Genomic DNA, 25,607 nt, shown 5'->3' with positions numbered 1-25,607 from the left:
GTATTCTTACTGCACATAAGCCGGTGTAGGACTGTTCCGAGAATGCTGTCAGCAATATCAGATCCAAATAGATCGGCGTATAAAAGCTTTTTCTGGGGGTACTATTAAAACCGCCGTCACATTCTGATGCGTTTTTTACGCCATCACAAATTTCAAGTTTTATTAGCTTTTAGCCAGCAAGGAGAGCTCAACTTGGAACTACGACACCTAAAGCACTTTATTTGCGTCGCCGAAGAACTGCACTTCGGAAGGGCCGCGACCCGCCTACACATTGAGCAATCTCCACTTTCACGCTCGATAAAAGATCTTGAAAATGATTTAGGCGTAGTCTTATTTGAACGCACGACAAGATCAACAAAACTTACAAACTCTGGTGAAATATTTTTACATGAGGCTAGACAGATAATCAATGCAGTTGAGAAAGCACGCCTGATCGTCAGCCGAAAAAATAGAGATCACGACACGTCTATTCGAATAGGCATCACGGACAACTTTGCTCAATCTTACGCCGTAGAACTATTCGCCCAGTGCCGTAAAGAAGCCCCAACACTACAACTGCTGGTATCGGAAATCCCCGAAAGCGAACTAGCAATAGCACTTAAAATCGGCAATATAGATGCGGGAATCTCGCCAGAAAAAACTGACAAAAACGGCTATATTTCTTATCCACTCTGGACTGACTCAATAGCAATTTTGATACCGATAAAACATCATCCAGCAAAGAAAAAACATATAAAAATTGAGGACATACTTAAAAATCAACTAATATTACTAAAACCCATATCTTACAAAGCAATTAGCGAGCTACTAGAAAACTCAGACTATGCCACAGGAGAAACAATTACTTTCGAGCAAGTGTCAAACTTAGAGATGATGATACTCCTGGTAACTTCCGAGCTTGGCATAGGAATCGCTACACAATCGCAACTATCCACACTTAATCACCCCGACATCTGTATACAGCCAGTACAACCAAATACTCCAATCATTACTTCCTACCTAGTCACATTGAATCATCACCTTGATCAAATAAAAATCGTCCTCAAGTGCGCACAGTTACTCGAGAAGGCATAAGAAGAAAAAAGCCGCATCACCGCTCAAGCATTCTCACTTAGACCTAAAATGTAAAAGACCAAGACATAAACGGACTTTTTCCCTAGTTAAAAACATGTATTCATAGTGATGCGGGATTAGCCCGCACCAAAGGAGATCCGACACCATGAAAAAAGTAAAATCCAGCCAAACCAGCAAAACCAACTCAATCGAACAACCAATGGAGATATCTGTACTTAATGCACCATCGCTTCCAAAACGTGCTCCAAAGTTCTTGGTCCAAGGTGACAGCAATCGGCTTCGCTACTAATCCTCCGGATTAACCAGGAATGTAATAATTCAGGTAGGCCATATTACCAACGCGAGAAAATAACTCTTATGATAAGTTGTAAACTCAACCTAAAAACCTGCGATGGCCTACCTATTTTTAGTGACAACACATACAAATGGATAGACGGAAGCCACCTATCTATACTAGACAACCCTAATATCACTTCAATGTTATTTCACAGCATTGAGCGTTGGATATGCATAGTCTCCACTACCCCACACTCAACAAAATCCAACCAACACATCGTATGCAAAAATCTTAGCCACGCCGATCTTAGTAAAATCTACAACGAATTCTCATCCATTAAATCCGAAGGCCTTCTTATAGAGTTCGTGACTGGCCAAAATGGCAACATATTAAGAGCCATCGCCACTAACGAAGGAAGTATTCCAATTTATTTTTGCAACACTAGAAATACAGTGAATTTAAACTGGGACTTTAGGGAAATTGCATCAACCAAACAATCTCTAATCTTAGATTTTGAATACCTTGTAAAATCAACATTTGAACCGACTTACACCCACCGCACTGCGTTCCAGGGCATATCCATGCTAACAGCAGGCTCATCATGTACATTTTCGGATGAGTGTGGCGAGTATAAATATCCCGCGCCAGAAGAACCATCTCCTCACAAAATACTAGATATATGCCCTGATGAAGCTGCTGAATTTTTTTCGGGATTACTTCAGAAAAAACTTAGTTCACAGTTAACAAAAGAGTGCAAAATAGCGATTGAACTAAGCGGCGGCCTTGACTCCTCCACCGTTGCCATGTCGTGCGCACAGCATTTCACCAAAGTAAAATTAAACACCTATGGAATAATTGTAAGCGACCCTTTACTTGCCAAGAGCCAACAATTCAGAAGAAATACAATTATAGAAAGCATAAATGGAAACGATCACAAAATAAACATCAAAGATCATCTACCACTTATATCCTCCCCTTCCAAAGACAAATACTACTTAAACTCAGAAGCATATGGAAGTGCGTTTGAATCCATCTGGAACCAAGCAGCGAACGATGGGCAAAGCATTTTAATTAATGGCTGTGGTGGCGACGAACTTTTTCCTCAATTTCCAGATGAAGACTTTTCAACCGATCGACTGCGAAGTATTGATGACCGATCATGGCTGCTATACAACCAACACCTAATGAACCGTATCACTCCAAGAGCACAAGATGTTTTGTGTTCTCATTTACTACTGCGCGCCCCTTATAAAAGGGTAGACACTGGAATGCTATTAGCCATGGCCAGAAGAGCGCCCCTACTTCTAAGCTTTAATTTAATACCTGTATACCCGCTTAGAGATAACGAAATAATAAATTTTTGCAGTGCACTCCCAGTCAACCTGAGACTAAATAAAACCCTCTTCACACATTTCCTCAACAAAAAAACGCAAAGTAGCGTATTCACAAATTACCCAAAAGAAACATTCATGCACGCTGACGAAATTTCATTATTAAAACAAAAAAAGGCGCTCATATCGAAATGTAAGAACTTCAAAGTAGTTGACATTGACCTAATAAACAAAAAAACTCTAATTCAAGACCTTGAGCAATTAAACACCAAAACACCAAGACATATATTTGACTACCTTTTAAATATCCTCGCTATTGAGCGTTTCTTAGGAGCCTACCTATGAACGACCTAGACAGACTAAAACGCTCTATTTCCGAGACTTACGACCTAGAAGTAAAACACATAGAGCTAATTTACAACGCCATAAACAAGATACTTCGTATAACCAGAAACAATGACACGTTAATTCTAAAACTTTTAAAAAAAAAACGATTATTCAAATTACAAAGTCTCCTTCGAAAGAAAAGTAATGCTTCATATTTTTTCCCACCAAATCAATATAATTGAACCTATCCCCCCTGCATCTCCTCAAGAACAAATCTACCAATTCGAGAATCAGTTTTACTTTGGCATTCTCACTCGCGAGTGCTCCGGTGACCTATACTTTACAAAAAACAATACCCAGACACATAACTACCTGTTTGGCCAAATACTTTTCAAACTGCACAACTCTCCTCCTCCTAGCCTCAGAAATCCAAAATACGACACTACAAATTCCGAGCATCTAATATTAAAACTTGAAAAGAGCAATCACTCTTGGCAGGTTTTTCAATTAAAACAAATCATAGATACCTTATACACGAATATAAAAGAAACCACCCAAAGCCACACCGAGAGTGTTAGAAAGTGCATCTGCCACGGAGATGCCTGGCCAGGAAATGCACTTTATTTTTCGAAAACTTGCACATTGATCGACTTTGAGCATACAAGAATCTCTGACCCAGCATTTGATATCGCTACATTCATCTGGTGGCTTTCGGGGAGCGAATACAAAGAATCTGAAAAGTTCAAGGCCTGGGAATGCTTCACCCGAGGGTATGGTGATTCTATAAACCAGTTACTTAATAGAAAACTATCAACACTAATAAAAATCAATCAACTGAGGAGCCTGGTATTTTTACACAACAACATAATCATCAGCGATGAAATACTTGAACACGCACGACATCAAACACTTGACCTTTTAAAAAAGCTAACCCAACCTCTAAATAATAAGCAGCAACTAGAAACCTTATGGAAAAAATAGAATATTTAATCAGGCACCCTGATCATTCAGATCTTGAAAAAATAGTAGCGTTTTACCTTAAAGAAATATCCCCCAACACCCCTTACAAGTTAGTTGAGGAAACCATCCTCTATCATATGGCATCAACTCAGCGCCTGCCTCCCACTAACTTTATGATAGCTTGCAAAGACGGCGACATATTGGCGCTATCTATTACTCGATTCAGCCACACCTCCAAAGCCTATGAAATCGAGTGCACCACTAAAGTAGATTTAAGACGTCAAGGCATAGCATATTCCCTAATAACAAACTCAATCACGCAGTGTCAAAAAAGTGGATTTTTTAGTTTCCTGGCACACATCCATCACGAGAACATAGGATGCATAAGTTTGTTCGAAAAAATCGGTTTCAAACTAAATAAATCCATTACATCAACCAAATATCAAACCTATCTTCTCACCAGTTCGAGCGCCACTTAATGAACGACATTAAAGATACCGCAGACAAAGGCGACTGGAGCACCGCACTCACATTACTAAAACCAAAGCGCATCAAACTTTTAACCATCGCCACATGCACCGTAGCAATATATGCAACCAGCCTCACGTACCCGCTAACATTGCAAAAAGGCATTGATGCAGTTCTGGCTGACGATATTCGACAATTTTACTTTATGCTTGCTTGCTCAATAGCCGCCGCCACAATTGAAATCGCATTGAGCACCTGGCGCTTGACTACAACTATAAATCTCGGGGCCTATTTAGAACTCGCACTATCAGGAAAACTTACTAGAATAATCCTCTCTAGAACACACACTAACCAACAGCTTTCCCCTGGAACAATACTCAATACAACAAACAGAATAAAGCACATAAAAGAATTTATTTTAGACACTGCACCACAGACAACTCTAGAGTTTGGCCGAGCGATAATTTCCTTCACTCTTATAGCCTACTTCAGCAGAACAATTGCCATACTAGTTTTAGTAACGCTATTTTTTAGCGCACTCCCAATCAAAATACGATCATCCAAACTACCCTTTCACCTCCAAGAATACAACAAATATGAAAACCAAAAACAAAACACAATCTCGTCACTAGCCACATCTTTAAAGCAAGTAAAATATCACGCTCTTGAGAGCTACTTTTATAGAAAAATGCTTATTCACTCTAGAGCCGCATCTACTTCTTTACGCAACCTCCTAAAAACCAGCGCGAGAATCCAACTTTGGGGAGCCTTGACCTCTCGCATACTAACTTTTAATGTTTTGATTTTTGGTTGCATTTCAGTCAGCAAAAATGACATTTCGATTGGAGAGTTCATGATAATCCAACTCCTCACCAGTCGATTGAGTTCTTTGCTATCAGCCACCAGTGATTTTGTCAGTAAATACCAAGAGGCTAAAAGCGCACTGAAAAATCTCGATCAACTTAGCAAACTTCCAGCAGAAAACATATCAGGCAAAGCAACACTAAAGAAGTGCACTGACAACTCCATAACGATATCCAACATTCACTCACTGCACAACAATGGCAATCTTTCACTTGCAAATATATCAATCAAACTACCCCACTCTGGACTAATAGCCCTTACTGGCAAAAGCGGATCAGGTAAGTCGTCACTCGCTTATACTCTTCTTGGAATATACGGATACTCATCAGGTAAAATTTATTACTACGACAGTGAAGTCTCCAACCTTAATATCCGAGGACTTAGAAAACATATCAGTGTAACAGACCAAGACGCCTACATATTCCCTGGAACTTTGCGAGAGAACCTGTGCTGCGGCCGCACAATTGACGACGGTAAAATTTTTCGCATATTGGATTTCGTTAAAATTTTACCTTTTATAGAGTCTCTACCTGAGAAGCTTGAGTACCTCATTAACGATAATGGGCGAGAGTTATCTGGTGGACAAAAACAAAAAATCTGTCTTGCTCGCGCACTATTAAGGGATAACTTGTGCCTCATCCTCGATGAACCTACGTCCGCCCTAGATAAAGAGTCTTCCGCTAGCATTCTGAACGGTCTCATTGAACTGAGCGCCGACCATTTAGTTATTTGCATTACACATGAAACGGAAATAATGAAAAAATCTGACAAAATAGTTTTAATGGATCACGGTTCTATTATTGCTTTCGGCCACCATGTGGATTTGATGAGCTCATGTTCTGCTTACAAAAAAATATACTCCTCCTAACACCCTACACTGACGAAATCCGAACTACGACTTTTACCGCAAAGATCTTTATATACTCAATAATGACGTCTCCAGATTGCTTAAATAGCATAATCTATTCAAGCTCTGAATTTATTAGCAAAACACTCCCGTGCCACTTGGTAACTTCCCCTACAAACTGAAAAGCCGTGTTGCCAGTTGTTACATCCCCACCTAACATCCCTACTGAACGGGAACAGCGGAGCTGTCCAACACACCCCGAATTCAAGGAACCAGAATGAGCCAACGCATCCAACGCAGCATCGATTCCCCGCTCCGAACCGGTTTGAACCGCGAAGAACTCTGGGAGGCCGGTGACAAGGGCCTGATCAAATGCTGGGAAGTCGGCCGCCAGCGCGCCGCCCGTTTCCCCGACCTCGCCCGACAGTGCCTCGCCGGCGAGCTGCCCGTACTGGGCTGGAAAGGCGGCGTCAGCCGCAGCCTGAAGAAACTCGAAAAATATGGCTCTCTCAAATACCTCGCACAGTGGCAAGGACTACGCGGGGAGGATCTGGATGTTGATTTGAGCGAAGAGCGGGCGCTGACCTGCTCGCGAACCGGCATGGTGGTGACATTTACGCCGGATCGGGCGAAGTATTTCAATCAGTTGGCGGAAGTTGAATCCCAAGAGCAGTGACAATGGTCGATTTGCATCAGGAATTTCAAAACAGTGGATTCTTCCACGAAGCACGCATTGATAGACGTTCAGCCGACGCGCTGGTAGGCATTGCGGCTGGACTCGCTGCCGATGGCAAGATCAACCAGCAGGAAGCCGAGTTTCTCAAGAGTTGGATCGAAGTTCATTTGTGTCATCTGGATGATCCAGTCGTGAACATCCTCTATAAACGCCTCTCCAGCATGCTGAGTGATGGCGTGTTGGACTCCGAGGAGTCGACCGAGTTACTGGACATGCTGCACCAGTTTGCAGGTATGCCGGTTGGTTCTGACCAGATTTTCACAACGCCTTGCAGTCTTCCACTCGATAACCCTGCACCCGCACTCAACTGGATTGATCGGGTTTTCCTGTTCACCGGCGTTATGGCTTACGGTCCGCGCAAAGAATGCGAATCGCTGATAGTCGAACGCGGCGGTCTGATTGGTGGTTCGGTCAGCAAAAAAATCAACTATCTGGTGGTCGGCAGCATCGGAAACGATCAATGGCTTCATAGCACTTATGGCACCAAGATCAAAAAAGCCGTTGAACTGAGAGAGAGCGGTGTTCCTATCGCGATCATCAGTGAAGAACACTGGCAAAGGGTGCTGTTCGGGTGACACAACTACCGGCACCAAGAGGGGATGATGATTGAGCAACCGCTAAAGACCGTCCGCACGCCACAACTCGACATTGCCTACGAAGAACACGGCCCCGCTACCGGCGATCCGGTCATCCTGCTTCATGGCTTTCCCTATTCACCACGCGCCTACGACGAAATCGCCCCCGCTCTTGCCGCTAACCGTTACCGCGTGATCGTCCCGTATCTGCGGGGTTACGGCCCGACGCGCTTCATCAACGCCGATATACCGCGCTCTGGCCAGCAAGCCGCCCTTGCCCAGGATTTGCTTGACCTGATGGATGCCCTTTGCATTAAACAGGCGTCCCTCTGCGGCTACGATTGGGGCGGTCGGGCGGCGTGCATTGTGGCGGCACTGTGGCCGGAACGGGTGCGCTGCCTGGTCACGGGCGATGGCTATAACCTTCAGGACATCCCCCATTCGACACTGCCTCTGGCTCCCGAGGCCGAGCATCGCTATTGGTATCAGTACTATTTCCACACGCCTCGTGGCGTCGCGGGACTGACAGAAAATCGCCGCGCTTTGTGCGAATTGCTCTGGAAACTGTGGTCACCCACCTGGGCCGACAGCGCTGCACGCTATCCGTTGAGCGCCCCGGCCTTCGATAACCCGGATTTCGTCGACGTTGTGATTCACTCCTACCGCCACCGTTTCATGTATGCCCTTGGCGATCCGACGCTGGAATGGATGGAGCAGGCCCTGAGCAAACAACCGAGCATCAGCGTACCGACGATTTCCTTGTGCGGTGCCGATGATGGCGTCGGTCCTGCGGAAGAAATCGACGAAGATATCAGGTATTTCACCGGCCCCTATGAGCGTCGAGTGCTGGCAGGCGTTGGCCACAACATTCCCGAAGAAGCATCAGACGCCACACTCAAGGCACTACTGGATCTGCTGCAACACTAACCGAAAACCGCTCCCGATAAGCCTGTGGCGTCACGCCCATGGCCCGCAGGAAGCTGCGGCGCAGGGTTTCTTCGCTGCCGAAGCCGCATTGCACCGCCACCCGTTTGATCGGCACGCCGGTATCGCTGAGCAAACGCCGCGCGGTTTCGACGCGGATCAGTTCGATGGCCCGGGCCGGGGTCTGGCCGGTGTCGGCGCGGTAGTGGCGCACGAAGCTGCGTTCGCTCATGCCGGCCTGCAAGGCCAGGGTCGGGATGCCCAGGTCGTGGGTCAGGTTTTCGCTGATCCAGGCATGAAGTTCGTCGAAACGGTTGCCTTCCTGCTGCAGGGACAGGGTCACGCTGAATTGCGACTGGCCACCCGGTCGTTTGAGAAACACCACCAGTTGCCGGGCGACTTCCAGGGCCATGGTGCGCCCCAGATCTTGTTCGACCATGGCCAGCGCCAGGTCGATGCCGGCGGTCACCCCGGCCGAGGTCCAGACCGGGCCGTCGTTGATGAAGATCGGGTTGGGCTCGACGTGCAGTCGCGGATGCTGCCGTGCCAGTTGCTCGCAACGGGTCCAGTGGGTGACCACGCGCCGGCCGTCGAGCCAGCCGCTGGCCGCCAGCAGGAACGCGCCGGTGCACACCGAGGAAACCCGTCGGCAGCCACGGGCATGTTCGCGCACCCAGGCGACCAACGGCGCATCTTCCGCCGCTGCGTAGACACCCCAGCCACCGGCGATGATCAGGGTGTCGGTGCCCTCCTCCGGTAACGGTTCGGCCAATAGCGCCAAGCCCGCCGATGACATCACCGCCCCGCCGCTGCTGGCAATCACCGTTGGCGCGTAGGGTGGCGGCAGACCCTGCTGGCAGGCAATGTCGTTGGCCGACGCGAATACCTGCAACGGCCCGGTGACGTCGAGCAATTGCACGTTGGCGAAAGCGAGCACATGGATGGTTTTCGACATTTGGCGTAATTCGTGGGGATATTGGCGTATGCGCCAAAGCCTACGAGCCTAAAGTCAAACCGTCCACCCACTTCACGAGAAAAAACACCATGACGTTGCAGATCGGTTTTCTGTTGTTTCCACAGGTTCAACAACTGGACCTGACCGGCCCTTATGACGTACTGGCCTCGCTGCCGGACGTGAAAGTGCATCTGATCTGGAAAGACCTGATGCCGGTCACCGCCAGCACCGGCCTGCTGTTGAAACCGACCACCACCTTCGACGATTGCCCGGCACTGGACGTGATCTGTGTGCCCGGTGGCAGTGGCGTCGGCCCCTTGATGGAGGATGACCAGACCCTGGACTTTCTCAAGGCCCAGGCCGCCAACGCCCGCTACATCACGTCGGTGTGCACCGGCGCGCTGGTGTTGGGCGCGGCGGGATTGCTCAAGGGCAAACGCGCCACCACTCACTGGGCGTATCACGAATTGCTCAAGCCGCTGGGCGCAATCGCGGTGAAAGACCGGGTGGTTCGCGACGGCAATCTGCTGACCGGTGGCGGCATCACCGCCGGTATCGACTTCGCCCTGACCTTGGCCGCCGAGCTGTTCGACCAGGCCACCGCCGAGCTGGTGCAACTGCAACTGGAATACGCCCCGGCCCCGCCGTTTACCGCGGGCAGCCCGGAGACGGCCCCGGCCAGTGTGCTGGAAGAGGCTCGCCAGCGGGCTGCCGGTTCGTTGAAGCTGCGGGCGCAGATCACCGAGCGCGCAGCGGCGAAACTCGACCTTCAGTGAAAAAACGGCGGCAGGAACACGGTTCCTGCCGCCGCGACTTTTCATGCGCGCAAAAAAAACCCGCCGAAGCGGGTTTTTCCAAGACCATGACGACTCCTTGTCGTAGCGTTCCTTGCAGATGGTCGATCATCCATGATCCTGAGCACATCCTGTGCTTCAGTGGGTAAGGCCAGAATACGCTTCGGATCCAATTTGTAACAGGCGATATCGCTACCATCGCGTGTAAGACATTCGCTATAAACCACCTTCCGAAACCCCTTAGACGCCTCAGGTTTCGAGCCGGCTTCAGCCACTCTGTTGCTCGTGGGACTTGGCATTTTCGATCAAAAACTGCTCGATATTGTTCATTTGCTCTTCCCAGCCACGACTGTCCATGCGGAAAGCCTTCTCGCGACGGGCCTGGGGAATGTGATCGAATCCGGATTCGGAGACCTTGAGCAACGTGCCGTTGTCCATGTCTTCGAGCTCGAATTTCACCAGTGTGGTGGGTTCCTGGGAGTAATCGACTTCAGGCTTCACGGCGTACGGGTGCCAGCGAAACGAAAACAGCCGCTCCGGCTCGACCCGTTCTACCAGTACATTCCAGCGCAAATGCTCATAACCGGGATAGGTAACCTGCCCCTGGGTCCATTCGCCTGCCACAAAACGCTTGCCCTCCAGCGCCACGCCAAACCACTGTCCGAACATTTCGGCATTGGCCAGCACACGCCAGACCTGCGAACGCTTGGCCTTGAGCAGGACTTTCCTTTCGATGCGATCAGATGCTGGGTTCATAAGTCACCTCCTGTACTTGAACAGTAGGTCAGTAAGACCACAAGACCAACCCTAAAGTAGTACCAATCGGGATTGGCAATCAAACATGCCTGAGATATTCGGTCGCAATTGCGCTGATAAGTTCTGGGGTTTTCGCAAAATCAAGGGGGCGAAACTGCTAACGTTCGGCCTCGAAACAGCATCGAAAAGGATAGCGCCATGAAAAGCCCGCGCGGCGGTTGCCTATGCCCCTCGGCGCTACGATGCACCTCTCATTAGGTCATAACGAGTACTCCAGCATGAAACCACGCTTACTCTTGGCGCTGACGCCCCTGTTATTCACCTCCATGGCGTTCGCCGTGGACTGCGACAACGCCAGCAACCAGGCGACGATGAACCAGTGCGCTGCCCAGCAGAATGCGGCCGCCGACAAGGAATTGAATACGCTGTACCAGCAGATCACTTCGCGACTCAAGAGCAACCCGGACAGCAAGAAACAGTTGGTGGGCGCGCAGCGGGCGTGGGTTGCGTTCCGTGATGCCGAGTGCAAGTTCTCGGCGTCCGGGGTGGAAGGCGGGAGTGTGTATCCGCTGATCTACAGCAACTGCACCACGGAGCTGACCAAGGCGCGGGTTCAGACTTTCAAGCAGTACTTGAAGTGTCAGGAGGGGGATTTGAGTTGTCCGGTGCCGGGGGTTTGATTTTGTGCTGTTTTTGCGGTGTTTTTGAGGGCCCCATCGCGAGCAGGCTCGCTCCCACATTGGATTTGTGGTGTTCACAAAACCTGTGGGAGCGAGCTTGCTCGCGATAGCGTCAGTTCAGACGCTGCGATTTACCGGACAAAAATCTGCGCCGTGGTAATCGCCATGTCCCCGCCCGGCAACTTGATGCTGCCCGTCTGCTTCAGGCTGTCGGCATCAAAGATCGCCACGTCGTTGAAGGTCCCCGCCAGGTAGATCTTGCTGCCGTCCTTGTTGAAGGAAATGCAGTAATACGAGTGATCGAGCGTGGCGGACTGGAGCATTTTCTTCTGTTTGATGTCGTACTTGGCCAGGCGGTTGAGCACGCCAAACATCAGGTTCGGGTCCTTGGGCGAGCGCATGCCGCTGAAGTAGATTTCGGTCAAAGGGCCGAAGTCGGTGGTTTCGGTCTTGCCGGTTTTCAGGTCGACGCTGAACAGGCCGTACAGGTATTCGGCGGTGGCCGGGTCCTGTTTCTTGTCCTTGAACTTCGCCGCGGTGTACAGCAGCGAGAAGTCATGCCGGTACGTCTGCTGGTTCCACACGTAAAGCACGTCCGGCGCGCTGTAGTTCGGGCGCTTCCAGTGACGGCTGGGGATCAGTACGTCGAACTTGCCGGTTTGCACATTGACCTTGTAGACATCGGCCCCGGCCACGTACAGCGTACCGTCATCACCGCTCTGCATGATGGTCAACTGGCGCGGTGCCGGAAAACTGCGCACAGGCTTGGCGTCCATGCCGGCGTCGGTCTTGTACACGTCGAGCCGGGGCTGCTGCACCTCGTAGCGATCGTTCATCATCAGCGTCGGGTTGGCGACGGTGTACAGCTCCTTGCCGTCGTGGCTGAGGGTGAAGGCGAACATCGACTTGGCTTTTTCCCCCGGCTTCTGGGTGATGCTGGCGTGGAACACCTGCTTGCAGTTGTCCAGTTCGACTCCATAGACATCCGCATAGTGATTGTTCAGCACGTAGGCGGTCTTGCGGTCCGGCGACAGCTGCACGGTGCCGGGGCCGAAGGCGTCGGGCATCTTGCAGGTCTTGAACAGGGTGTCGGTGGCCAGGTCGATCACGTGCAGGTTGTTCGGGTAGTTGGTGGTCACCATGTATTCGTGACCGACTTGCAGCGCGGTGTTTTCATCGGCCAGAACACTGACAGAACAGCTGCTCAGGACGGCGAACGCGGCCAGGCCGCAGGCTTTGATGTTACGCATGCTGGAATCCTTCTTCTGTGATCACTTGTCTTTGGGGAAGACAGTGCCGAGGTTGCGCCAGTTGTCGTTGGACGCCTGGGCATCCTTGTTCCAGTCCGGGTAGGTGCTCATCATGTCGGGCACCTGGGCCGGCCACCAGCAGGGGTCGGAGCAACCGTAGAGGTCGGCCTCCATCGGCTGGCACAGCGACGACACACCGCCGAACGCATCGATTTCCCAGCCCGGGTCGGTGGTCGAGGCACAGCCCGCCACGGAGCTCATGGCCACCACTTCTTCAATGCGGTTCTCGTCCGCGGCCTGATCCAGCTTCAACGCTTTGTTATTGATTGCCTTGAGATGTTTCATATCAGTGAGCCTTGCGCGGAGTGATGTAACTGCTGATGAACGCAGGGTTATTGGCCATGATCCGGGTGTAGACCTCGATGCCGAAGTCGACCCAGTCACGCATCAGTTCGCAGTAGTGATAGGTCGGGTGGGTCGGGTCGCCGTAGCGGGCGTAGCTCTCGTGGTAGCAGCCGCCGGAACACAGGTTACGGATCTGGCAGTCCTCGCAGCCAGTGTTGGTGCGATCCAGGCGCTGGGACAGGAAGTCGTTCAACTCCACCTGTTTCACACCGCTGTGGACGTTGCCGAAGGTCGGCAGGCTCGAACCGGTAAAGCGGTGGCACAGGTTCAGCTCGCCCTTGTGATCCACTGCCAGCATCTTCAGGCCCGCGCCGCATGGCAGGGCTTTCTTGTGGCCTTCGTGGATGTCGGTGATGAGCTGGTGCAGGTTGGAGAAACCGATGTTGCGGTGCTCCAGCGCCGCTTCCAGGTAACGACGACCGAGGGCCTTCATGTTGGCGAACACCTGCACCAGTTCGTCACTGGTGAGGTTGAAGCTGCTGATGTCGCCGGAGGTCACAGGGGCAAAGCCGACTTCGGCAAAACCCAGTTCGTTGAACAGGTGATCCCAGATGGTTTCGACGTCGGTCACGCCGGTGGTGAGGGTTACGCGAGCACCGACCGGACGGCTGTTGTAGCGCGACAGCAGCATCTCGGCCTTGCGCCGCACCACGTCGTAGGTGCCCTGCCCGCCCACGGTGATGCGGTTGCGGTCGTGCACGGTCTTCGGTCCGTCGATACTCACTGACAGACCGAAACGGTGGGCATTGAGGTAGTCCACGGTTTCTTCGGTGAGCAGCGTGGCGTTGGTGGTCATGACGAATTCGACGAACTTGCCCGCCTCGCGAAAACGCTTCTCACAGTAGTCGACCATGTACTCGATCAGCTTGCGGTTGCTCAGCGGTTCGCCACCAAAGAACACCACGGTGAAACGCTCTTCGTCCGGGGATTCGCGCAGCAGCATTTCCACCGAGGCGATCGCCGTTTCGACATCCATCTTCTTGCCCGCCGACGGCTTGTCGAGGTCTTCCTTGTAGCAATACGTGCAGCTCAGGTTGCAGCCGGTGTTGACGTTGAGCACCACGGTATTGATCGCCGTGCGCTCGACGCGCTTGGTGGCGATGTCCGGGGTCAGTGGCGAGCCGTCGCTGACCAGCTCCAGGGCCATCAGCTCGCGCAGGGTCTCGGTGATTTCCTCGCCATTGAAACGCGCGGCGAGGCGCTGGATCAGGTCGTCCGAAGAACAACCGGGCCCGCGCAAGGTATCGATGATGGTACCCGTCAGTTCATCGCTGGCGAACAGCGAACTGCTGGGGATGTGAAACAGCATGCGGTCGGCATCGACCTGCACTTCGTGCAGGTTACGTTCGACCAGATTCAAGATAGCGCCCATTGCCAACCTCCTGTGCAGGCCCCGCTTGGCGGGGCTTGCGGTCATTCCGAAAAGTATCTGAATCGTTGAACGCCAGGCACATCAAGGAATGGGTGGATTGTTCCAGCGTTGCACGGTCACGATCATGTGGCCTTCGCCGGTCAGGGATTTCCCTGCGTCGTCGACGGCGACGATGACCTTGAGGTTGCCGGCATTGTTGGTGGACATCTTGCGTGCAGGGTTCGGCCCGGCATCGCCCGGGGTGAACACGCCGGTGTCGGCCTGCATGGTGCCGGCGAACTTGACGTCTTCGTCTTCCCTGGCGCGGTCGTCGAAGGCTTCGACTTTCCACTGCGCCGGGAACACACCGATGCGATATGGCTTGCCGTCAGCGCCCTTGCCCCAGGCTTCCGCGTCGAAACGGCCCTGGACTTTCGGCGTCGAACCACCGCCCTCGCCGATCCGCGCCACCGAGAATTCCGGCACCACCTTGACCGAGGCGATCTTGCTGTACACCGACAGGCTCGGGCCTTTCAGCGTACCGACGGTGACGGCGCGCACGCCCGGTTGAGCATTGGCTGCCGCCTTGAGTTTGACTTTGATCCGCTCAGGGCTCTGCTCGATCACGTCGAGCACTTCCACGCCTTTACCAAAGTCCGGCTTGCCAGTCAGGCCACTGCCGATCAGGGTCACTTCGCTTTCGCTGCCGGCCTTCAGGTAACCCGGCTGCACTGCCAGCAAACGCTGGGAACCCTGTTTGGCGGCGACGAAGTCCAGACCGCGCTCGTCGTGCTCGGCCTCGAACATCCGGCCCTGCATCGCATTGCCCTGGGCGGCGAACACCTGGCGCATGGTCACGCCATCGATGGTCACGTTGCCGCGCCATTCGTAGCCGGTGTAGAGAATCGCACTGCCGTCGCCATTGAACGGGTTGCCGTCGGCGTACTGGCCTTTGACGCTGACCTTGAAGATGTCGCTGCCATCGGCACTCACGGTCATGACACCGGCCAGCTCACCCTTGCCGGGCAGGTGGCCGCTGAAGCTCCAGTCGCCCACCAGGGCCTCGGCTTTCGGCGCCGCGCTCTGCCATTTTTTCCAGGCCGGGTTGTCCAGCGGATAACGCTTGGCCAGCAGCGGCACCATCTCCTTGCGGGCCATATCGAACCAGTCGCGGTCCCGGGACAGCGCCTGGTATTCCAGCGACGGCCATTGGCCGAGGTGGAAGTTCACCAGGCGCTCCCACTCCTGGGCCGGACGCCGTTGCAGGGCGACCCGCGCACCGGAGTGGCAACGGCCGCACATCTGACTGGTTGGGTCGTCGAACTGCTCGACGGTATTGAGCCGGCGCTCCAGCGCATAGCGCACGCCGTCGGTTTCGCTCGGCGCCAGGCCCTGGGTGTCGGCCAGGTACTTGACCAGCGTGCGACGATCGTCATCGCTGATCTGCAAACCGTGCATGGTCTGCATGCGGGCGATGCTCATCAACCAGCCTTCCGGCGTTTTGCGCTGGTGGCTGATGCGGCTGAGGGCATTATCGGCTTCGGGGGTGTGACAACCCTGACAGGTTTCCTTGAGGATGGTCTGGGCGTCGCGGGCTGCCAGGCTATGAGGCGAATGCAGCGCTATACAAGCGGCTACGGCCAGCAGGCTGGCGCTCATGCCCGATCGGAGTTTTCTCTTCATCAACGTCGAACCTCGCACGGTGCGTTCTTATTGTTGTGGCTTATCGTTTTTATGGTTTCTGCCGTCGGCTTTGATCCGCTGACGGAGGCAAGAGAAACGTCTGAGATGAGCAATACACGGAGCGTGCCAGCTTATGAATAATTCTATGAATCAATGACTTGCCGATAGAGGCCGGTGTTTTGCCAATCGTGTCGTCGGTGTTCCACGTTTAATTTCGCGACAACTGTTTCACCCTGAGACAAGCATAGCTTTCTGTAGGAGCGAGCCTGCTCGCGATGGTCGTTAACGATTACGCGTGCTTACCGGCTAAATGCAGTGCTCTTTAGTCCATCGCGAGCAGGCTCGCTCCTACAGGGTATTGTGTTCGGGACGTCTCACGTCGTCGCAAATTGCGACGTTTATCGATCTCACGGTCACCCGGAAAATATCTGTCGCCCCACAGGATCGGGCCTTTTGGCCGAAAAAACATAACTGGCACAGCCATTGCGAAAGCCCGGTTCTCACGAACAACAAGAGGCCTCGCCAATGTCGCTCCCAAACCTGCTTCCCGCCACTTCGGCATTCATCCAGCGTGCCCCGCGCATGCTCATCGGCGGTGACTGGGTCGAGGCCGCCGACGGCCAGACCATGCCCCTGCACAACCCGGCCACTGGAGAAGAGCTGTGCGTGGTGCCACGGGCAACGCCGGAGGATGTCGACCGCGCGGTGCTCGCCGCCCGCCAGGCGTTCGACGATTCGGCCTGGACCCGCACCCGCCCCCGGGAGCGGCAGAACCTGCTGTGGAAACTCGCCGACCTGATGCAGCGCGACGCCGAGCTGCTGGCGCAACTGGAATGCCTGAACAACGGTAAAAGCGCGGCGGTCGCCCAGGTGATGGACGTGCAACTGGCCATCGATTTCCTGCGCTACATGGCCGGTTGGGCGACCAAAATCGAAGGTTCTACGGTTGACGTGTCGGCACCGCTGATGCCCAACGACCAGTTCCACAGTTTCATCCGACGCGAAGCGGTGGGCGTGGTCGGCGCCATCGTTGCCTGGAACTTCCCGCTGTTGCTGGCCTGCTGGAAACTCGGTCCGGCCCTGGCCACCGGTTGCACCGTGGTGCTCAAACCCGCCGACGAAACCCCGCTGACCGCACTGAAACTCGCCGAACTGGTGCTGGAGGCCGGTTATCCCGAAGGCGTGTTCAACGTGGTCACCGGTACCGGCATCACCGCCGGCTCGGCCCTGACCCACAACCCGCGGGTGGACAAGCTGACCTTCACCGGCTCCACCGCCGTGGGCAAACAGATCGGCAAGATCGCCATGGATTCCATGACCCGGGTCACCCTGGAGCTGGGCGGCAAATCGCCGACCATCGTCATGGCTGACGCCGACCTGAAAACCGCCGCAGTGGGGGCCGCCAGCGCGATTTTCTTCAACCAGGGCCAGGTCTGCTGCGCAGGCTCGCGGTTGTATGTGCAGCGCAAGCACTTCGACAATGTGGTGGCGGACATCAGCGACATCGCCAACGCCATGAAACTGGGCAACGGCCTGGACCCGAGCGTCGACATGGGACCCTTGATCTCGGCGCGCCAGCAAGAGCGCGTCTACGGCTACATCGAAAAGGGCCGGGAAAGCGGCGCGACCATCGCCTGCGGCGGTGAACAGTTCGGCCCGGGGTTCTTCGTCAAGCCGACGGTGATTGTCGATGTCGATCAGAAGCATTCACTGGTGCAGGAAGAAATTTTCGGGCCGGTGCTGGTGGCGATTCCGTTCGATGATGAGACCGATGCGCTGCGCATGGCCAATGACAGTCCGTATGGATTGGGCGCGAGTATCTGGTCCAATGACCTGGCGGCGGTACACCGGATGATTCCGCGCATCAAGTCAGGCTCGGTGTGGGTCAACTGCCACAGCGCCCTGGACCCGGCGCTGCCGTTCGGCGGCTACAAGATGTCCGGGGTCGGGCGTGAGATGGGGTATGCGGCGATCGAACATTACACTGAGTTGAAGTCGGTGTTGATCAAACTCTGATTCGGCGGCGCCCTCACGGGCACCATCGCGAGCAGGCTCGCTCCTACAGGGGATTTGTATTCAACACAAAACCACTGTAGGAGCGAGCTTGCTCGCGATGAGGCCGGTCCAGACAGCTCAAATCTCAGGGTTTGAATCCCTGAGCCAATAACCAACTCCTGACCATTCTTCCCTGTTCAGTGGTTAAGCCGGCCAACACCTGCTCAGCCGGTTCACTGCGCAACCGCCGCACCAACGCCGCCACCTCAACCCCCTGCACATGCCAGATCCCCAACGGCTGATCCGCCGTGATCACCACCTCGGCCTCATCGACCAGCCCATCACGCAACACCGGCGCCCGCTCGATCCTCAGCGCATTGAAATCCGCCTCGGCATGGGCCACCTCGGCGTCCGGCCAGTTCCGTCGTGCCTGCCAGAACGGCTGATCCGGCCAGCGTTGCTCATCGGCATAAAAATCCCGGCCGATCCGCGCAAACCGCAAAAACAATTGCTCCACCCGTTGCTGGTGAAAACGCTGGGCCAAAGCCGCCCGTTCGGGTTTGCACAGCAGCGTGTTGATCACCGCCGGCGCCTGCAACGCCGAAGACAAGGACTGAAAGATGCCGTTGCCCGACAACGGGTCCACCGCCATGGCCGCATCGCCGACCCGAATCCAGTTTTCGCCACACACCTGCGGGCTCAGAATCGCCGTACTGCTGCGGGCGTGCAGCTGTAGATCACCTTGCGCTTCACCAGCAAAAAATTCGGCGGCCAGCTTCGAACCCTGGCGGCGCTGTCGGCAGTAATCGAGCAATTGCGCCTTGCCCGGCAACCCGGCGCTGGTCACGTCCACCGTCCATTGCCAGTAACACTGGCCGTCGGCGCGCCGCGCCATCCATGCCCAGCCGTCCTCAAGGCTTTCCACGGCGCTGGCGGTGTCGCCAGGCCCACCTTGCCAGCGATTGAGCAAGCTGACCGTCTCGGGCCCACGCAAGCCTTTGCCGATAGCGGGTGCCTGACGTCCGCGGGCTTCCACCAGAAACGGAGTGAACAACGGTCCGCGGCCGTCGATTTCAATTCGATGACCATTGGCCGATGACTGAACCGTCAGCACCCGGCCTTCGATCAGCTCGACCCCCGCCAGACGCAAATCCTCACGCAGGCCTCGGTCAAACACCGGACGGTCGAGCAAGTATTCGATGTTCTGCGCATGGTGCTGGCCGTTCCAGCTCACCTGGCGCTGAGAAGGCAGCGCCGCCTCCGTCAACGCCTGATGCAGGCCCGCGCTGCGCAAGGCCTCCAGAACCCGCACCGACACCCCTTCGAGCGCGGCAAACCGGCGCCATTCGCTGATCAGCGTGACGCCATGGCCCAGTCGCCTTAGTCCCAGTGCGACGGCGGCGCCGGCCGGTCCGGCGCCAAGAATGACGATGTCGGTCATGGCCCGAATCGCCGTTCCGGGCCACGATAACGGGCATGCTCGCGTAACCACTCGATGACTTGCTCATTGCTGGCGTCAGGCTGTTCGGCGAGGAACCCGGCGATGTGCCCGCTCAAGGCGGCACATCCGAGGCTCGCCCCGGATTGCCCCGGGTAGGTACCGTGCACACAGGCGGCGAAATCTGCCTGGGCGCTGTTGAGCCACGACCATTCCTGCTCGGCGCACCGCGCATCGCCGGTCACCCGCAACACCTGCGGATAGTTCGCCGGAAACACCCCTTCCCCCTGGGCCGGACTCGACGCACACAGCAGCACGCCCCGCGCCACCGCCGCCGCGCAGGCCGCGCGCAGCAGGCTGCGATCCTGGCGCAGGCCAAGGCTCAGATTGATCAGTCGCACGTTCTGCGTCAGCAGCCAGTCGATCGCCGTAGCGATCTGCAAGGCGCTGGTGACACCCCGCTGGCCGAACACCTGGGCCACGCAAAACAGCGCCGAAGGTGCACGCCGGCCGATCGCCTCGATCACCGCGCTGCCATGCCCCAGCGGGTCGTCGCGCAAGTCGCCCTCGGCCAGGCCGTCTTCAAGTAATGAAAAGCGCCGACCCGCGATCACCTGCACCCGTTGTGCTGCCGAGTGGCCGCTGTCCACCACACCCATGCGCAACTCAGGTTTCATGCAGCACCGCTTTGGAAGTCAGCACGCCGTCGAGCAGTTCGAAGCGCAGATCGGCATCGGCCAGGGTTGAAGGGCGATGGCTGATCAGGATGCGCGTACGCCCGGCGAACAAGCGGTCGATGGCGTCGATGACTTCGCGCTCGGTGGCTTCATCCACCGCAGAAGTGGCTTCATCGAGCACCAGAATCAATGGGTCCTGCAACAGCGCCCGGGCAATCGCGATGCGTTGCTTCTGCCCGCCGGACAACTGCTGGCCCCGCTCGCCCAATGGGCTGTCGAGGCCTTCGGGCAACAACTCGATCAGGCTGTCGAGTTGCGCCAGCCGCGCCACTTCGCCAATCGCCTCGCGGCTGGCGTCCGGCACCGCGTAGGCCAGGTTGTCGGCGAGGCTGCCGCGAAACAGCACGATGTCCTGGCTGACGATGGCGATGCGTCGACGCAGCTGGAACAGATCCAGTTCACGCAGATCGACATCGCCCAGCAGTACCCGGCCCGACTGCGGATCGTGATGACGTTGCAGCAGGTCGATCAGGGTGGATTTACCCACGCCCGAGCCGCCGCTGAGAGCCACTTTCATACCGTAGGGGATCCGCGCCTCGATGCCGCGCAGGGTCGATTGGCGGCCGGGATGGGCGAAGTGCACGTTGTCGAACCAGAGATCGCCGCCATTGGGCATCGGACGTGGCGTGACGGGCGTCAGTACGGTCGGTTGTTCGCCGCGCAACTCCATGACCCGGCCGAGGCTGACGGTCATCCGCTGAACGGCGACGTACAGCCCGAGCAGGCTCTGCACCGGCCCCACGGCCATCCCCAGGTAAGTGGAAAACGCAATCAGCGCGCCGAGCTGCCAGGTGCCCTGCACCACCCAGTAACCGCCGATCAAGAATGCGCAGGCCCGGGACAGCGAGGTCAGCGTGCCGGGCACGGCCTGGGTGAAAAACTCGGTGACCTGCAGGCGCAGCAACTGGCTCATGTAGCCCTGCCCCAGCGTCTCGAGGCGCCGCGCTTCGCGCTGTTGCTGGCCAGCGGACTGGATGAATTTCATCACCGGCAATGTTTCTACCATGAACGACGACATGTCCGCCGAACGCTCGCGCAACTGCCGCACATCGCGCTCGACCTTACGCCGCATCCAGCGCAGCCAGAGGACATCAAGGGGAATCAGCACCAGGGCCAGCAGCGAGAGTTTCCATGACAGCGTCAACAGCATCGCGATGGCAACCACCAGGCCGATCACGCTCGACACGGCCGAGAACAGCGAGTCCACGGCAAACCGCTGGATTTCCGCGACGTCGCCATCAAGGCGCGACATCAGGTCGCCGATGCGCCGCTGGCCGTAAAAGCCCGGCGACAGGGTTTGCAAATGCCGGTACAAGTCATCGCGCAGGGCAAACAGCATGCGCCCGGACAGTCGCGTGTGCAGGTAGCGGTTGATCCCCGAGAGCGCCGTGCCCAGTAACCCGGCCACGATCATCAGACCGGCGATCAACACCAGCATCGGGAAGTTGCGCGCCAACAGGCCATCGTCGATCAGTAGTTTGGTCAGCCACGGCTGCACCAGTACCAGCGCCGAGGCGCAGACCGACAGGCCCAGCAGCCCGGCAATCGCCAGTCGATGCGGTCGCACAAAGCCGTACAGCCAGCGCAGTGACGCTTGCAGGGCCTCGGGGTTCTGGCTGTCGATCAGCCGAACGATAAAACGCTGCATCACGAACGCAACTGTTTGAGCTTGCGATACAGGGTCGCGCGGCTGATACCCAGAGCATCGGCGGCGGCCGAGACATTGCCCTGATGCGTGTCCAGGGACTGACGGATCAGCTCCAGTTCGTTTTCCCGGATGCTGCCGGCCTGGGGCCGTTCGCTGGCGGTCAACTCGTCGAGCATGCTGTCGGGCAAGTGATCGAGGGTCAGCACGGTGTCACCCGGTTCGCGCATGGCCAGCGCGGTGCGCAGGACCATCTCCAGTTGGCGGATGTTGCCGGGCCAGTGATAGCCACTGAGCAAGCGATCGAAATCGTCGTGCAGGACCACGGTGGGGGCGCCCAGTATCGTCAGCATGCGACTCACCAGCGCGCCGAAATCTTCGCGTTCGCGCAGGGCCGGGAGCATCACACTGATGCCATTGACCCGGTAGAACAGGTCCTCGCGAAAGTGTTTTTCCTCCACCAGACGCTTGAGGTCGCGGTGGGTGGCGCAGATCAGCGCGACGTCGATGTCCTGCTCTTCGCCAGCGCCCAGGGGCGCGACCTTGCGATCCTGCAACACCCGCAAGAGTCGGGCCTGCAAGGCCAGTGGCATGTCGCCGATTTCATCGAGGAACAGTGTGCCGCCATGGGCCTGCTGCAAGCGCCCGACCATGCCGCCCCGGCGTGAACCGGTGAATGCACCCTCGCGGTAGCCGAACAGTTCGGACTCGATCAGGCCTTCGGGAATGGCCGCGCAGTTCACCGCCACGAAGGGTTTGTCGCAGCGGCTTCCGGCCATGTGCAGGGCGCGGGCGATGACCTCCTTACCGGTGCCTGTTTCACCCAGCAGCAAGACCGGCAACTCATTGGCCAGGCCTTGACGGGCCATGCGCAAGGCACGGGCGTAGCGCGTATTGCTGCCGGCCAGCGCTTCCAGATCCGGTTGCGCCTTGGCCGGTTTCGCTGCTGTGCGCGGTGGGCTGCTGACGTTGATGGAGCGTTGCGGCGCGCGCAGGGTCTTGTAGAAGAATTCACCCTTGGCGGTTTGCAGGCTGCCGGCCCCGCCCTGATGCAGACGCGCCAACAACTGCAGGCCGTCGACGCCGAGAAACTCTTCGCAGCGTCGACCGACCAGGGCCGAACGCTCGGCGTGGAGCAACTGGCAGGCCTGGGCGCTGACTGCGAGGATCTGCCCGCCCAGGCTCACCGCCAGCAAGCCTTGCCACGGGGATTCCAGGTATTGCCTGCGGCTGTGGAAGGCCAGGACGATTTCGTCCGGATAGCTGGCGTTGAACACCCGGCTTTCGATCTGGCTGACGGCCATGGCCAGCAGCGCGGTGCTGTCGTGGGCGCGGCCGAGGGGACCTTCGCGGGTCAGGTCGAGGACACCAAGAATGTCGCCTTGGGGGCAATGGATCGGCACCGACGTGCAGGAAAAATCACTGAGGCGATCCAGATAATGTTCGCCGCAATCGATCAGGGTCGGCCGGGCTTCCACCAGTGCCGTGCCGAGGGCGTTGGTGCCGCGAACCGCTTCGCTCCAGCACGCACCGAGGGTGATGTCCTGCAGACCACTACCCTTGAGGCGGTCGGCGCGACCTTCGACGGCGAGGATGGTGGCGTCGGAGTTGGCGAGGATGATCAGCCCTTCCTTGCCCTGACGCTCGGCCAGGTAATCGATGGCCGGCAGCGCGGCGTCGATCAGCAAGCGATTGCTGGCCAGCAACACGTCGAGGCTGGCACTCGATTCCAGCGCCAGCTCATGCTTGGCATTGAAATGCACGCCATGGCTCAGGCTGCGCCGCCACGAGGCATCGATTTCCGCTCGCAGGACGCCATCCGGCACTTCACCTTCCAGGTGCAGCTTCTCCCGGGCCAGCCGGGCTTCGCGATGCAGTTTGGGGGAGTTTGTTTTTATTGGCGTCATCAAGCGCTCCGGGTCATCAGCCCTGCGCCTTGATACGTCGGCGCCCTGGAGCAATCTTTACGTTAACGTCAGGGCTATGGCAAGTGCCGTAGGGCGCTTGTGTTCCGTCAGGTGGACCGTGTCATCGTTCTTCGCGAGCAGGCTCGCTCCCACAGGTTCAGCGTCGCCCACAAATCTACGACTCAACTCAGTCACTGTGGGCGGAGTATTCACCTGTGAACTTCGACAAGCCGAGGACTAAATGCAAAAACTGAAAATGCGGCGTCCAAAAATCTCTGGCAAAAAAAATGGCCGTCCCAAGGACAGCCAGGAAAACAGGTGTTGATTCGAAGCTGGAGCTAGCGATTGCGCGCAAGTCATCGTACTGGCATTTCGATTGCAATTTTATGTTCAGCGCACGGATCAACCGGCTCTTTCCAAAGCGGAAAACAGGCTGACGAATTCCAATGAAAGCTTATGGCGTGGCGCCAGATGGATCATGGGCACCGACGCTTCATGGGACTCACGCATTTTGACCGTGCTACTCAAATAATCCGGCAACACGGGCAAGCCTTCGGCCAACAACTCGTCGATCAGCGTCTGGTGCACGCTGGCACGCGCCACAAACTGGTTGATCACCACACCTTCCACGATCAACGACTCATGATGGTCAGCCTGCAACTCGGCCACTTGCGCGATGACGTTATAAAGCGCCTGACGGGAAAAGCTGTCGCAATCAAATGGAATCAGCACGCGGTCGGCGGCGATCAGTGCGCTGAAGGTATAGAAATTCAGGGACGGTGGCGTATCGATATAAATGCGCTCGTAATCCTCGGAAAGCTCCACCAACAAGCGGCGCAGCTTATTGATCTTGAATTTTGACTCAAGCTTTGACTGCAGATCGGCAAGCTCCCGACTGGCCGTAACCAGATGCAGATTGTCGTAGCGAGTATCAGTGATGGCCACCCGATTCTTTTTGCTGGCCGGGCCGCTGGATAAGGTTTGCTTGAAGAAATCGGCAATCCCCATGGGGATATCATCGCCTGTCAGCCCTGTCAGGTATTGAGTCGAGTTAGCCTGAGGATCGAGATCCACCAGCAGCGTCCTGTAGCCTTCGGCAGCACTGACAGCCGCGAGATTGCAAGCGATGCTTGATTTGCCAACGCCTCCTTTTTGATTGAACACAACTCGACGCATGTGGGAGGTAACCTGAAAAAAGATCTCCCTCGATCATAGGATTGAAACATTTCAGTAATATTTCTACGCGACAATTTTGTTTCATTTTTAAGACAGCAACTGCCATACCCTGACTGCGTCATCCGAGATGCAGTTAACGATAGGCGTGTCTGTACTTATGGCATTACAAGGAGGTCGACAATGCAATGTTCAGTGGATGAAATACGCCATCAGATCCTGGATGCACAACCCGTGTTGAAGCGACTCGATATCGAGATGGAAGGGATTCAGTTTGATCCGCTGGTACCTTCAAGCGTCACTGCTGCCTACGCCAAGGTGGATCGGGTGATTGAGCATCTGTTGGCCCGGTTCAAGGCAAACCCCATTCTTGGTCCGTTAACGACAGAGCTTAAGTCCCAATATCTTGATGGCATTCGAGCGAAGGTAGCGCATGCCAGGAATGACAAGTAGCC

General features: G+C 55.6%; 23 protein-coding genes and 1 pseudogene. 13 read left to right on the top strand and 11 right to left on the bottom strand.

Annotated elements, in window-relative coordinates; translation table 11 throughout:
- The first annotated feature begins 192 nt into the window (after window positions 1-192).
- The 9 genes and pseudogenes from ACM6J5_RS08505 (at window position 193) to ACM6J5_RS08465 (ending at window position 8,386) form a co-directional block, all read left to right on the top strand.
- Window positions 193-1,074: a LysR family transcriptional regulator gene (locus ACM6J5_RS08505; RefSeq protein WP_414928183.1), complete on the top strand. Its 882-nt coding sequence runs from the start codon at window positions 193-195 to the stop codon at window positions 1,072-1,074.
- A gap of 145 nt (window positions 1,075-1,219) precedes the next feature.
- On the top strand, window positions 1,220-1,363 hold the full coding sequence (locus ACM6J5_RS08500; RefSeq protein WP_414928182.1) for a hypothetical protein: 144 nt from the start codon (window positions 1,220-1,222) through the stop codon (window positions 1,361-1,363).
- Between the two features lie 353 nt (window positions 1,364-1,716).
- The gene (locus ACM6J5_RS08495) at window positions 1,717-3,027 is read left to right on the top strand and encodes an asparagine synthase-related protein (protein ID WP_414928181.1); all 1,311 of its coding nucleotides are present in this window, start codon (window positions 1,717-1,719) and stop codon (window positions 3,025-3,027) included.
- Window positions 3,028-3,207: 180 nt separating this feature from the next.
- Window positions 3,208-3,990 (top strand): annotated as a pseudogene (locus ACM6J5_RS08490) (phosphotransferase family protein); the annotation flags it as partial.
- The gene (locus ACM6J5_RS08485) at window positions 3,978-4,448 is read left to right on the top strand and encodes a GNAT family N-acetyltransferase (RefSeq protein WP_414928180.1); all 471 of its coding nucleotides are present in this window, start codon (window positions 3,978-3,980) and stop codon (window positions 4,446-4,448) included. The pseudogene ACM6J5_RS08490 and the gene ACM6J5_RS08485, both read left to right, overlap by 13 nt.
- Window positions 4,448-6,169 (top strand): ATP-binding cassette domain-containing protein, encoded by a 1,722-nt coding sequence (locus ACM6J5_RS08480; RefSeq protein WP_414928179.1) that lies wholly within the window; start codon window positions 4,448-4,450, stop codon window positions 6,167-6,169. Before ACM6J5_RS08485 ends, ACM6J5_RS08480 begins: the two co-directional genes overlap by 1 nt.
- A 256-nt stretch (window positions 6,170-6,425) precedes the next feature.
- Complete coding sequence (locus tag ACM6J5_RS08475; RefSeq protein ID WP_414928178.1) at window positions 6,426-6,824, top strand: hypothetical protein; 399 nt, start codon at window positions 6,426-6,428, stop codon at window positions 6,822-6,824.
- A 2-nt stretch (window positions 6,825-6,826) separates the two neighbouring features.
- A complete protein-coding gene (locus ACM6J5_RS08470; RefSeq protein ID WP_414928177.1) occupies window positions 6,827-7,459 on the top strand; it encodes a BRCT domain-containing protein in 633 nt (210 codons plus the stop codon).
- 24 nt (window positions 7,460-7,483) lie between these two features.
- Window positions 7,484-8,386: an alpha/beta fold hydrolase gene (locus ACM6J5_RS08465; RefSeq protein ID WP_414928176.1), complete on the top strand. Its 903-nt coding sequence runs from the start codon at window positions 7,484-7,486 to the stop codon at window positions 8,384-8,386.
- On the opposite strand, the gene ACM6J5_RS08460 is transcribed toward ACM6J5_RS08465, so the two are convergent.
- Window positions 8,355-9,338, bottom strand: a complete 984-nt coding sequence (locus ACM6J5_RS08460; RefSeq protein ID WP_414928175.1) for a GlxA family transcriptional regulator — start codon at window positions 9,336-9,338, stop codon at window positions 8,355-8,357. The two genes, ACM6J5_RS08465 and ACM6J5_RS08460, sit on opposite strands and share 32 nt — an antisense overlap.
- A gap of 89 nt (window positions 9,339-9,427) precedes the next feature.
- Between ACM6J5_RS08460 and inhA the strand changes: the two genes are divergently transcribed.
- Entirely contained in the window at window positions 9,428-10,114 is a 687-nt protein-coding gene (gene inhA / locus ACM6J5_RS08455) for an isonitrile hydratase (RefSeq protein ID WP_150674031.1), read from the top strand.
- 285 nt (window positions 10,115-10,399) lie between these two features.
- Here inhA and ACM6J5_RS08450 read toward each other — a convergent pair whose 3' ends face one another.
- The gene (locus ACM6J5_RS08450; RefSeq protein WP_095942517.1) at window positions 10,400-10,888 is read right to left on the bottom strand and encodes an SRPBCC family protein; all 489 of its coding nucleotides are present in this window, start codon (window positions 10,886-10,888) and stop codon (window positions 10,400-10,402) included.
- Between the two features lie 278 nt (window positions 10,889-11,166).
- Here ACM6J5_RS08450 and ACM6J5_RS08445 point away from each other — a divergent pair, with 278 nt between their 5' ends.
- Window positions 11,167-11,568: a lysozyme inhibitor LprI family protein gene (locus tag ACM6J5_RS08445; RefSeq protein WP_414928174.1), complete on the top strand. Its 402-nt coding sequence runs from the start codon at window positions 11,167-11,169 to the stop codon at window positions 11,566-11,568.
- Window positions 11,569-11,699: 131 nt separating this feature from the next.
- Here the strand turns inward: ACM6J5_RS08445 and peaD are convergent, their stop codons facing one another.
- The 4 genes from peaD to peaA all read right to left on the bottom strand — a co-directional run bounded on the left by peaD (window position 11,700) and on the right by peaA (window position 16,257).
- Entirely contained in the window at window positions 11,700-12,818 is a 1,119-nt protein-coding gene (gene peaD, locus ACM6J5_RS08440) for a quinohemoprotein amine dehydrogenase subunit beta (protein ID WP_150674033.1), read from the bottom strand.
- A 21-nt stretch (window positions 12,819-12,839) separates the two neighbouring features.
- Entirely contained in the window at window positions 12,840-13,163 is a 324-nt protein-coding gene (gene qhpC / locus ACM6J5_RS08435; RefSeq protein WP_008016081.1) for a quinohemoprotein amine dehydrogenase subunit gamma, read from the bottom strand.
- Between the two features lies 1 nt (window position 13,164).
- A complete protein-coding gene (gene peaB / locus ACM6J5_RS08430) occupies window positions 13,165-14,595 on the bottom strand; it encodes a quinohemoprotein amine dehydrogenase maturation protein (protein ID WP_008056152.1) in 1,431 nt (476 codons plus the stop codon).
- Between the two features lie 81 nt (window positions 14,596-14,676).
- The gene (gene peaA / locus ACM6J5_RS08425; protein ID WP_414928173.1) at window positions 14,677-16,257 is read right to left on the bottom strand and encodes a quinohemoprotein amine dehydrogenase subunit alpha; all 1,581 of its coding nucleotides are present in this window, start codon (window positions 16,255-16,257) and stop codon (window positions 14,677-14,679) included.
- 525 nt (window positions 16,258-16,782) lie between these two features.
- Here peaA and ACM6J5_RS08420 point away from each other — a divergent pair.
- Window positions 16,783-18,273, top strand: a complete 1,491-nt coding sequence (locus ACM6J5_RS08420) for an aldehyde dehydrogenase family protein (RefSeq protein ID WP_150674035.1) — start codon at window positions 16,783-16,785, stop codon at window positions 18,271-18,273.
- 124 nt (window positions 18,274-18,397) lie between these two features.
- Here the strand turns inward: ACM6J5_RS08420 and ACM6J5_RS08415 are convergent, their stop codons facing one another.
- The 5 genes from ACM6J5_RS08415 to ACM6J5_RS08395 all read right to left on the bottom strand — a co-directional run bounded on the left by ACM6J5_RS08415 (window position 18,398) and on the right by ACM6J5_RS08395 (window position 25,155).
- Complete coding sequence (locus ACM6J5_RS08415) at window positions 18,398-19,693, bottom strand: NAD(P)/FAD-dependent oxidoreductase (RefSeq protein ID WP_414928172.1); 1,296 nt, start codon at window positions 19,691-19,693, stop codon at window positions 18,398-18,400.
- Window positions 19,690-20,367 (bottom strand): S8 family serine peptidase, encoded by a 678-nt coding sequence (locus tag ACM6J5_RS08410; protein ID WP_414928171.1) that lies wholly within the window; start codon window positions 20,365-20,367, stop codon window positions 19,690-19,692. The genes ACM6J5_RS08415 and ACM6J5_RS08410 overlap by 4 nt, the downstream gene beginning before the upstream one ends.
- A complete protein-coding gene (locus ACM6J5_RS08405; RefSeq protein WP_414928170.1) occupies window positions 20,357-22,075 on the bottom strand; it encodes an ABC transporter ATP-binding protein in 1,719 nt (572 codons plus the stop codon). Before ACM6J5_RS08405 ends, ACM6J5_RS08410 begins: the two co-directional genes overlap by 11 nt.
- Complete coding sequence (locus ACM6J5_RS08400; RefSeq protein WP_095942509.1) at window positions 22,075-23,979, bottom strand: sigma-54-dependent Fis family transcriptional regulator; 1,905 nt, start codon at window positions 23,977-23,979, stop codon at window positions 22,075-22,077. Before ACM6J5_RS08400 ends, ACM6J5_RS08405 begins: the two co-directional genes overlap by 1 nt.
- 402 nt (window positions 23,980-24,381) lie before the next feature.
- Complete coding sequence (locus ACM6J5_RS08395) at window positions 24,382-25,155, bottom strand: ParA family protein (RefSeq protein ID WP_095942507.1); 774 nt, start codon at window positions 25,153-25,155, stop codon at window positions 24,382-24,384.
- Between the two features lie 180 nt (window positions 25,156-25,335).
- On the opposite strand from ACM6J5_RS08395, the gene ACM6J5_RS08390 reads away from it, so the two are divergent.
- Window positions 25,336-25,605, top strand: coding sequence for a hypothetical protein (locus ACM6J5_RS08390; RefSeq protein WP_095942506.1), 270 nt, complete (start codon window positions 25,336-25,338; stop codon window positions 25,603-25,605).
- The last annotated feature ends 2 nt before the right edge of the window (window positions 25,606-25,607 follow it).

The organism is Pseudomonas sp. IT-P74, assembly GCF_949768175.1.
Lineage (GTDB): Bacteria > Pseudomonadota > Gammaproteobacteria > Pseudomonadales > Pseudomonadaceae > Aquipseudomonas.
The sequence above is the reverse complement of the archived record's forward strand: the minus strand, read 5'-3'. Positions and strand labels throughout refer to the sequence as shown.

Excerpts from the sequence above, each read along its gene's own strand:
- qhpC (WP_008016081.1), bottom strand. The coding sequence starts at position 13,163 with ATGAAACATCTCAAGGCAATCAATAACAAAGCGTTGAAGCTGGATCAG.
- ACM6J5_RS08415 (WP_414928172.1), bottom strand. The coding sequence starts at position 19,693 with ATGACCGACATCGTCATTCTTGGCGCCGGACCGGCCGGCGCCGCCGTC.
- ACM6J5_RS08395 (WP_095942507.1), bottom strand. The coding sequence starts at position 25,155 with ATGCGTCGAGTTGTGTTCAATCAAAAAGGAGGCGTTGGCAAATCAAGC.
- ACM6J5_RS08410 (WP_414928171.1), bottom strand. The coding sequence starts at position 20,367 with ATGAAACCTGAGTTGCGCATGGGTGTGGTGGACAGCGGCCACTCGGCA.
- ACM6J5_RS08485 (WP_414928180.1), top strand. The coding sequence starts at position 3,978 with ATGGAAAAAATAGAATATTTAATCAGGCACCCTGATCATTCAGATCTT.
- peaB (WP_008056152.1), bottom strand. The coding sequence starts at position 14,595 with ATGGGCGCTATCTTGAATCTGGTCGAACGTAACCTGCACGAAGTGCAG.
- ACM6J5_RS08445 (WP_414928174.1), top strand. The coding sequence starts at position 11,167 with ATGAAACCACGCTTACTCTTGGCGCTGACGCCCCTGTTATTCACCTCC.
- ACM6J5_RS08500 (WP_414928182.1), top strand. The coding sequence starts at position 1,220 with ATGAAAAAAGTAAAATCCAGCCAAACCAGCAAAACCAACTCAATCGAA.
- ACM6J5_RS08480 (WP_414928179.1), top strand. The coding sequence starts at position 4,448 with ATGAACGACATTAAAGATACCGCAGACAAAGGCGACTGGAGCACCGCA.
- ACM6J5_RS08470 (WP_414928177.1), top strand. The coding sequence starts at position 6,827 with ATGGTCGATTTGCATCAGGAATTTCAAAACAGTGGATTCTTCCACGAA.
- ACM6J5_RS08450 (WP_095942517.1), bottom strand. The coding sequence starts at position 10,888 with ATGAACCCAGCATCTGATCGCATCGAAAGGAAAGTCCTGCTCAAGGCC.
- peaA (WP_414928173.1), bottom strand. The coding sequence starts at position 16,257 with ATGAAGAGAAAACTCCGATCGGGCATGAGCGCCAGCCTGCTGGCCGTA.
- ACM6J5_RS08405 (WP_414928170.1), bottom strand. The coding sequence starts at position 22,075 with ATGCAGCGTTTTATCGTTCGGCTGATCGACAGCCAGAACCCCGAGGCC.
- ACM6J5_RS08460 (WP_414928175.1), bottom strand. The coding sequence starts at position 9,338 with ATGTCGAAAACCATCCATGTGCTCGCTTTCGCCAACGTGCAATTGCTC.
- inhA (WP_150674031.1), top strand. The coding sequence starts at position 9,428 with ATGACGTTGCAGATCGGTTTTCTGTTGTTTCCACAGGTTCAACAACTG.
- ACM6J5_RS08465 (WP_414928176.1), top strand. The coding sequence starts at position 7,484 with ATGATGATTGAGCAACCGCTAAAGACCGTCCGCACGCCACAACTCGAC.
- ACM6J5_RS08390 (WP_095942506.1), top strand. The coding sequence starts at position 25,336 with ATGCAATGTTCAGTGGATGAAATACGCCATCAGATCCTGGATGCACAA.
- ACM6J5_RS08475 (WP_414928178.1), top strand. The coding sequence starts at position 6,426 with ATGAGCCAACGCATCCAACGCAGCATCGATTCCCCGCTCCGAACCGGT.
- ACM6J5_RS08420 (WP_150674035.1), top strand. The coding sequence starts at position 16,783 with ATGTCGCTCCCAAACCTGCTTCCCGCCACTTCGGCATTCATCCAGCGT.
- peaD (WP_150674033.1), bottom strand. The coding sequence starts at position 12,818 with ATGCGTAACATCAAAGCCTGCGGCCTGGCCGCGTTCGCCGTCCTGAGC.
- ACM6J5_RS08400 (WP_095942509.1), bottom strand. The coding sequence starts at position 23,979 with ATGACGCCAATAAAAACAAACTCCCCCAAACTGCATCGCGAAGCCCGG.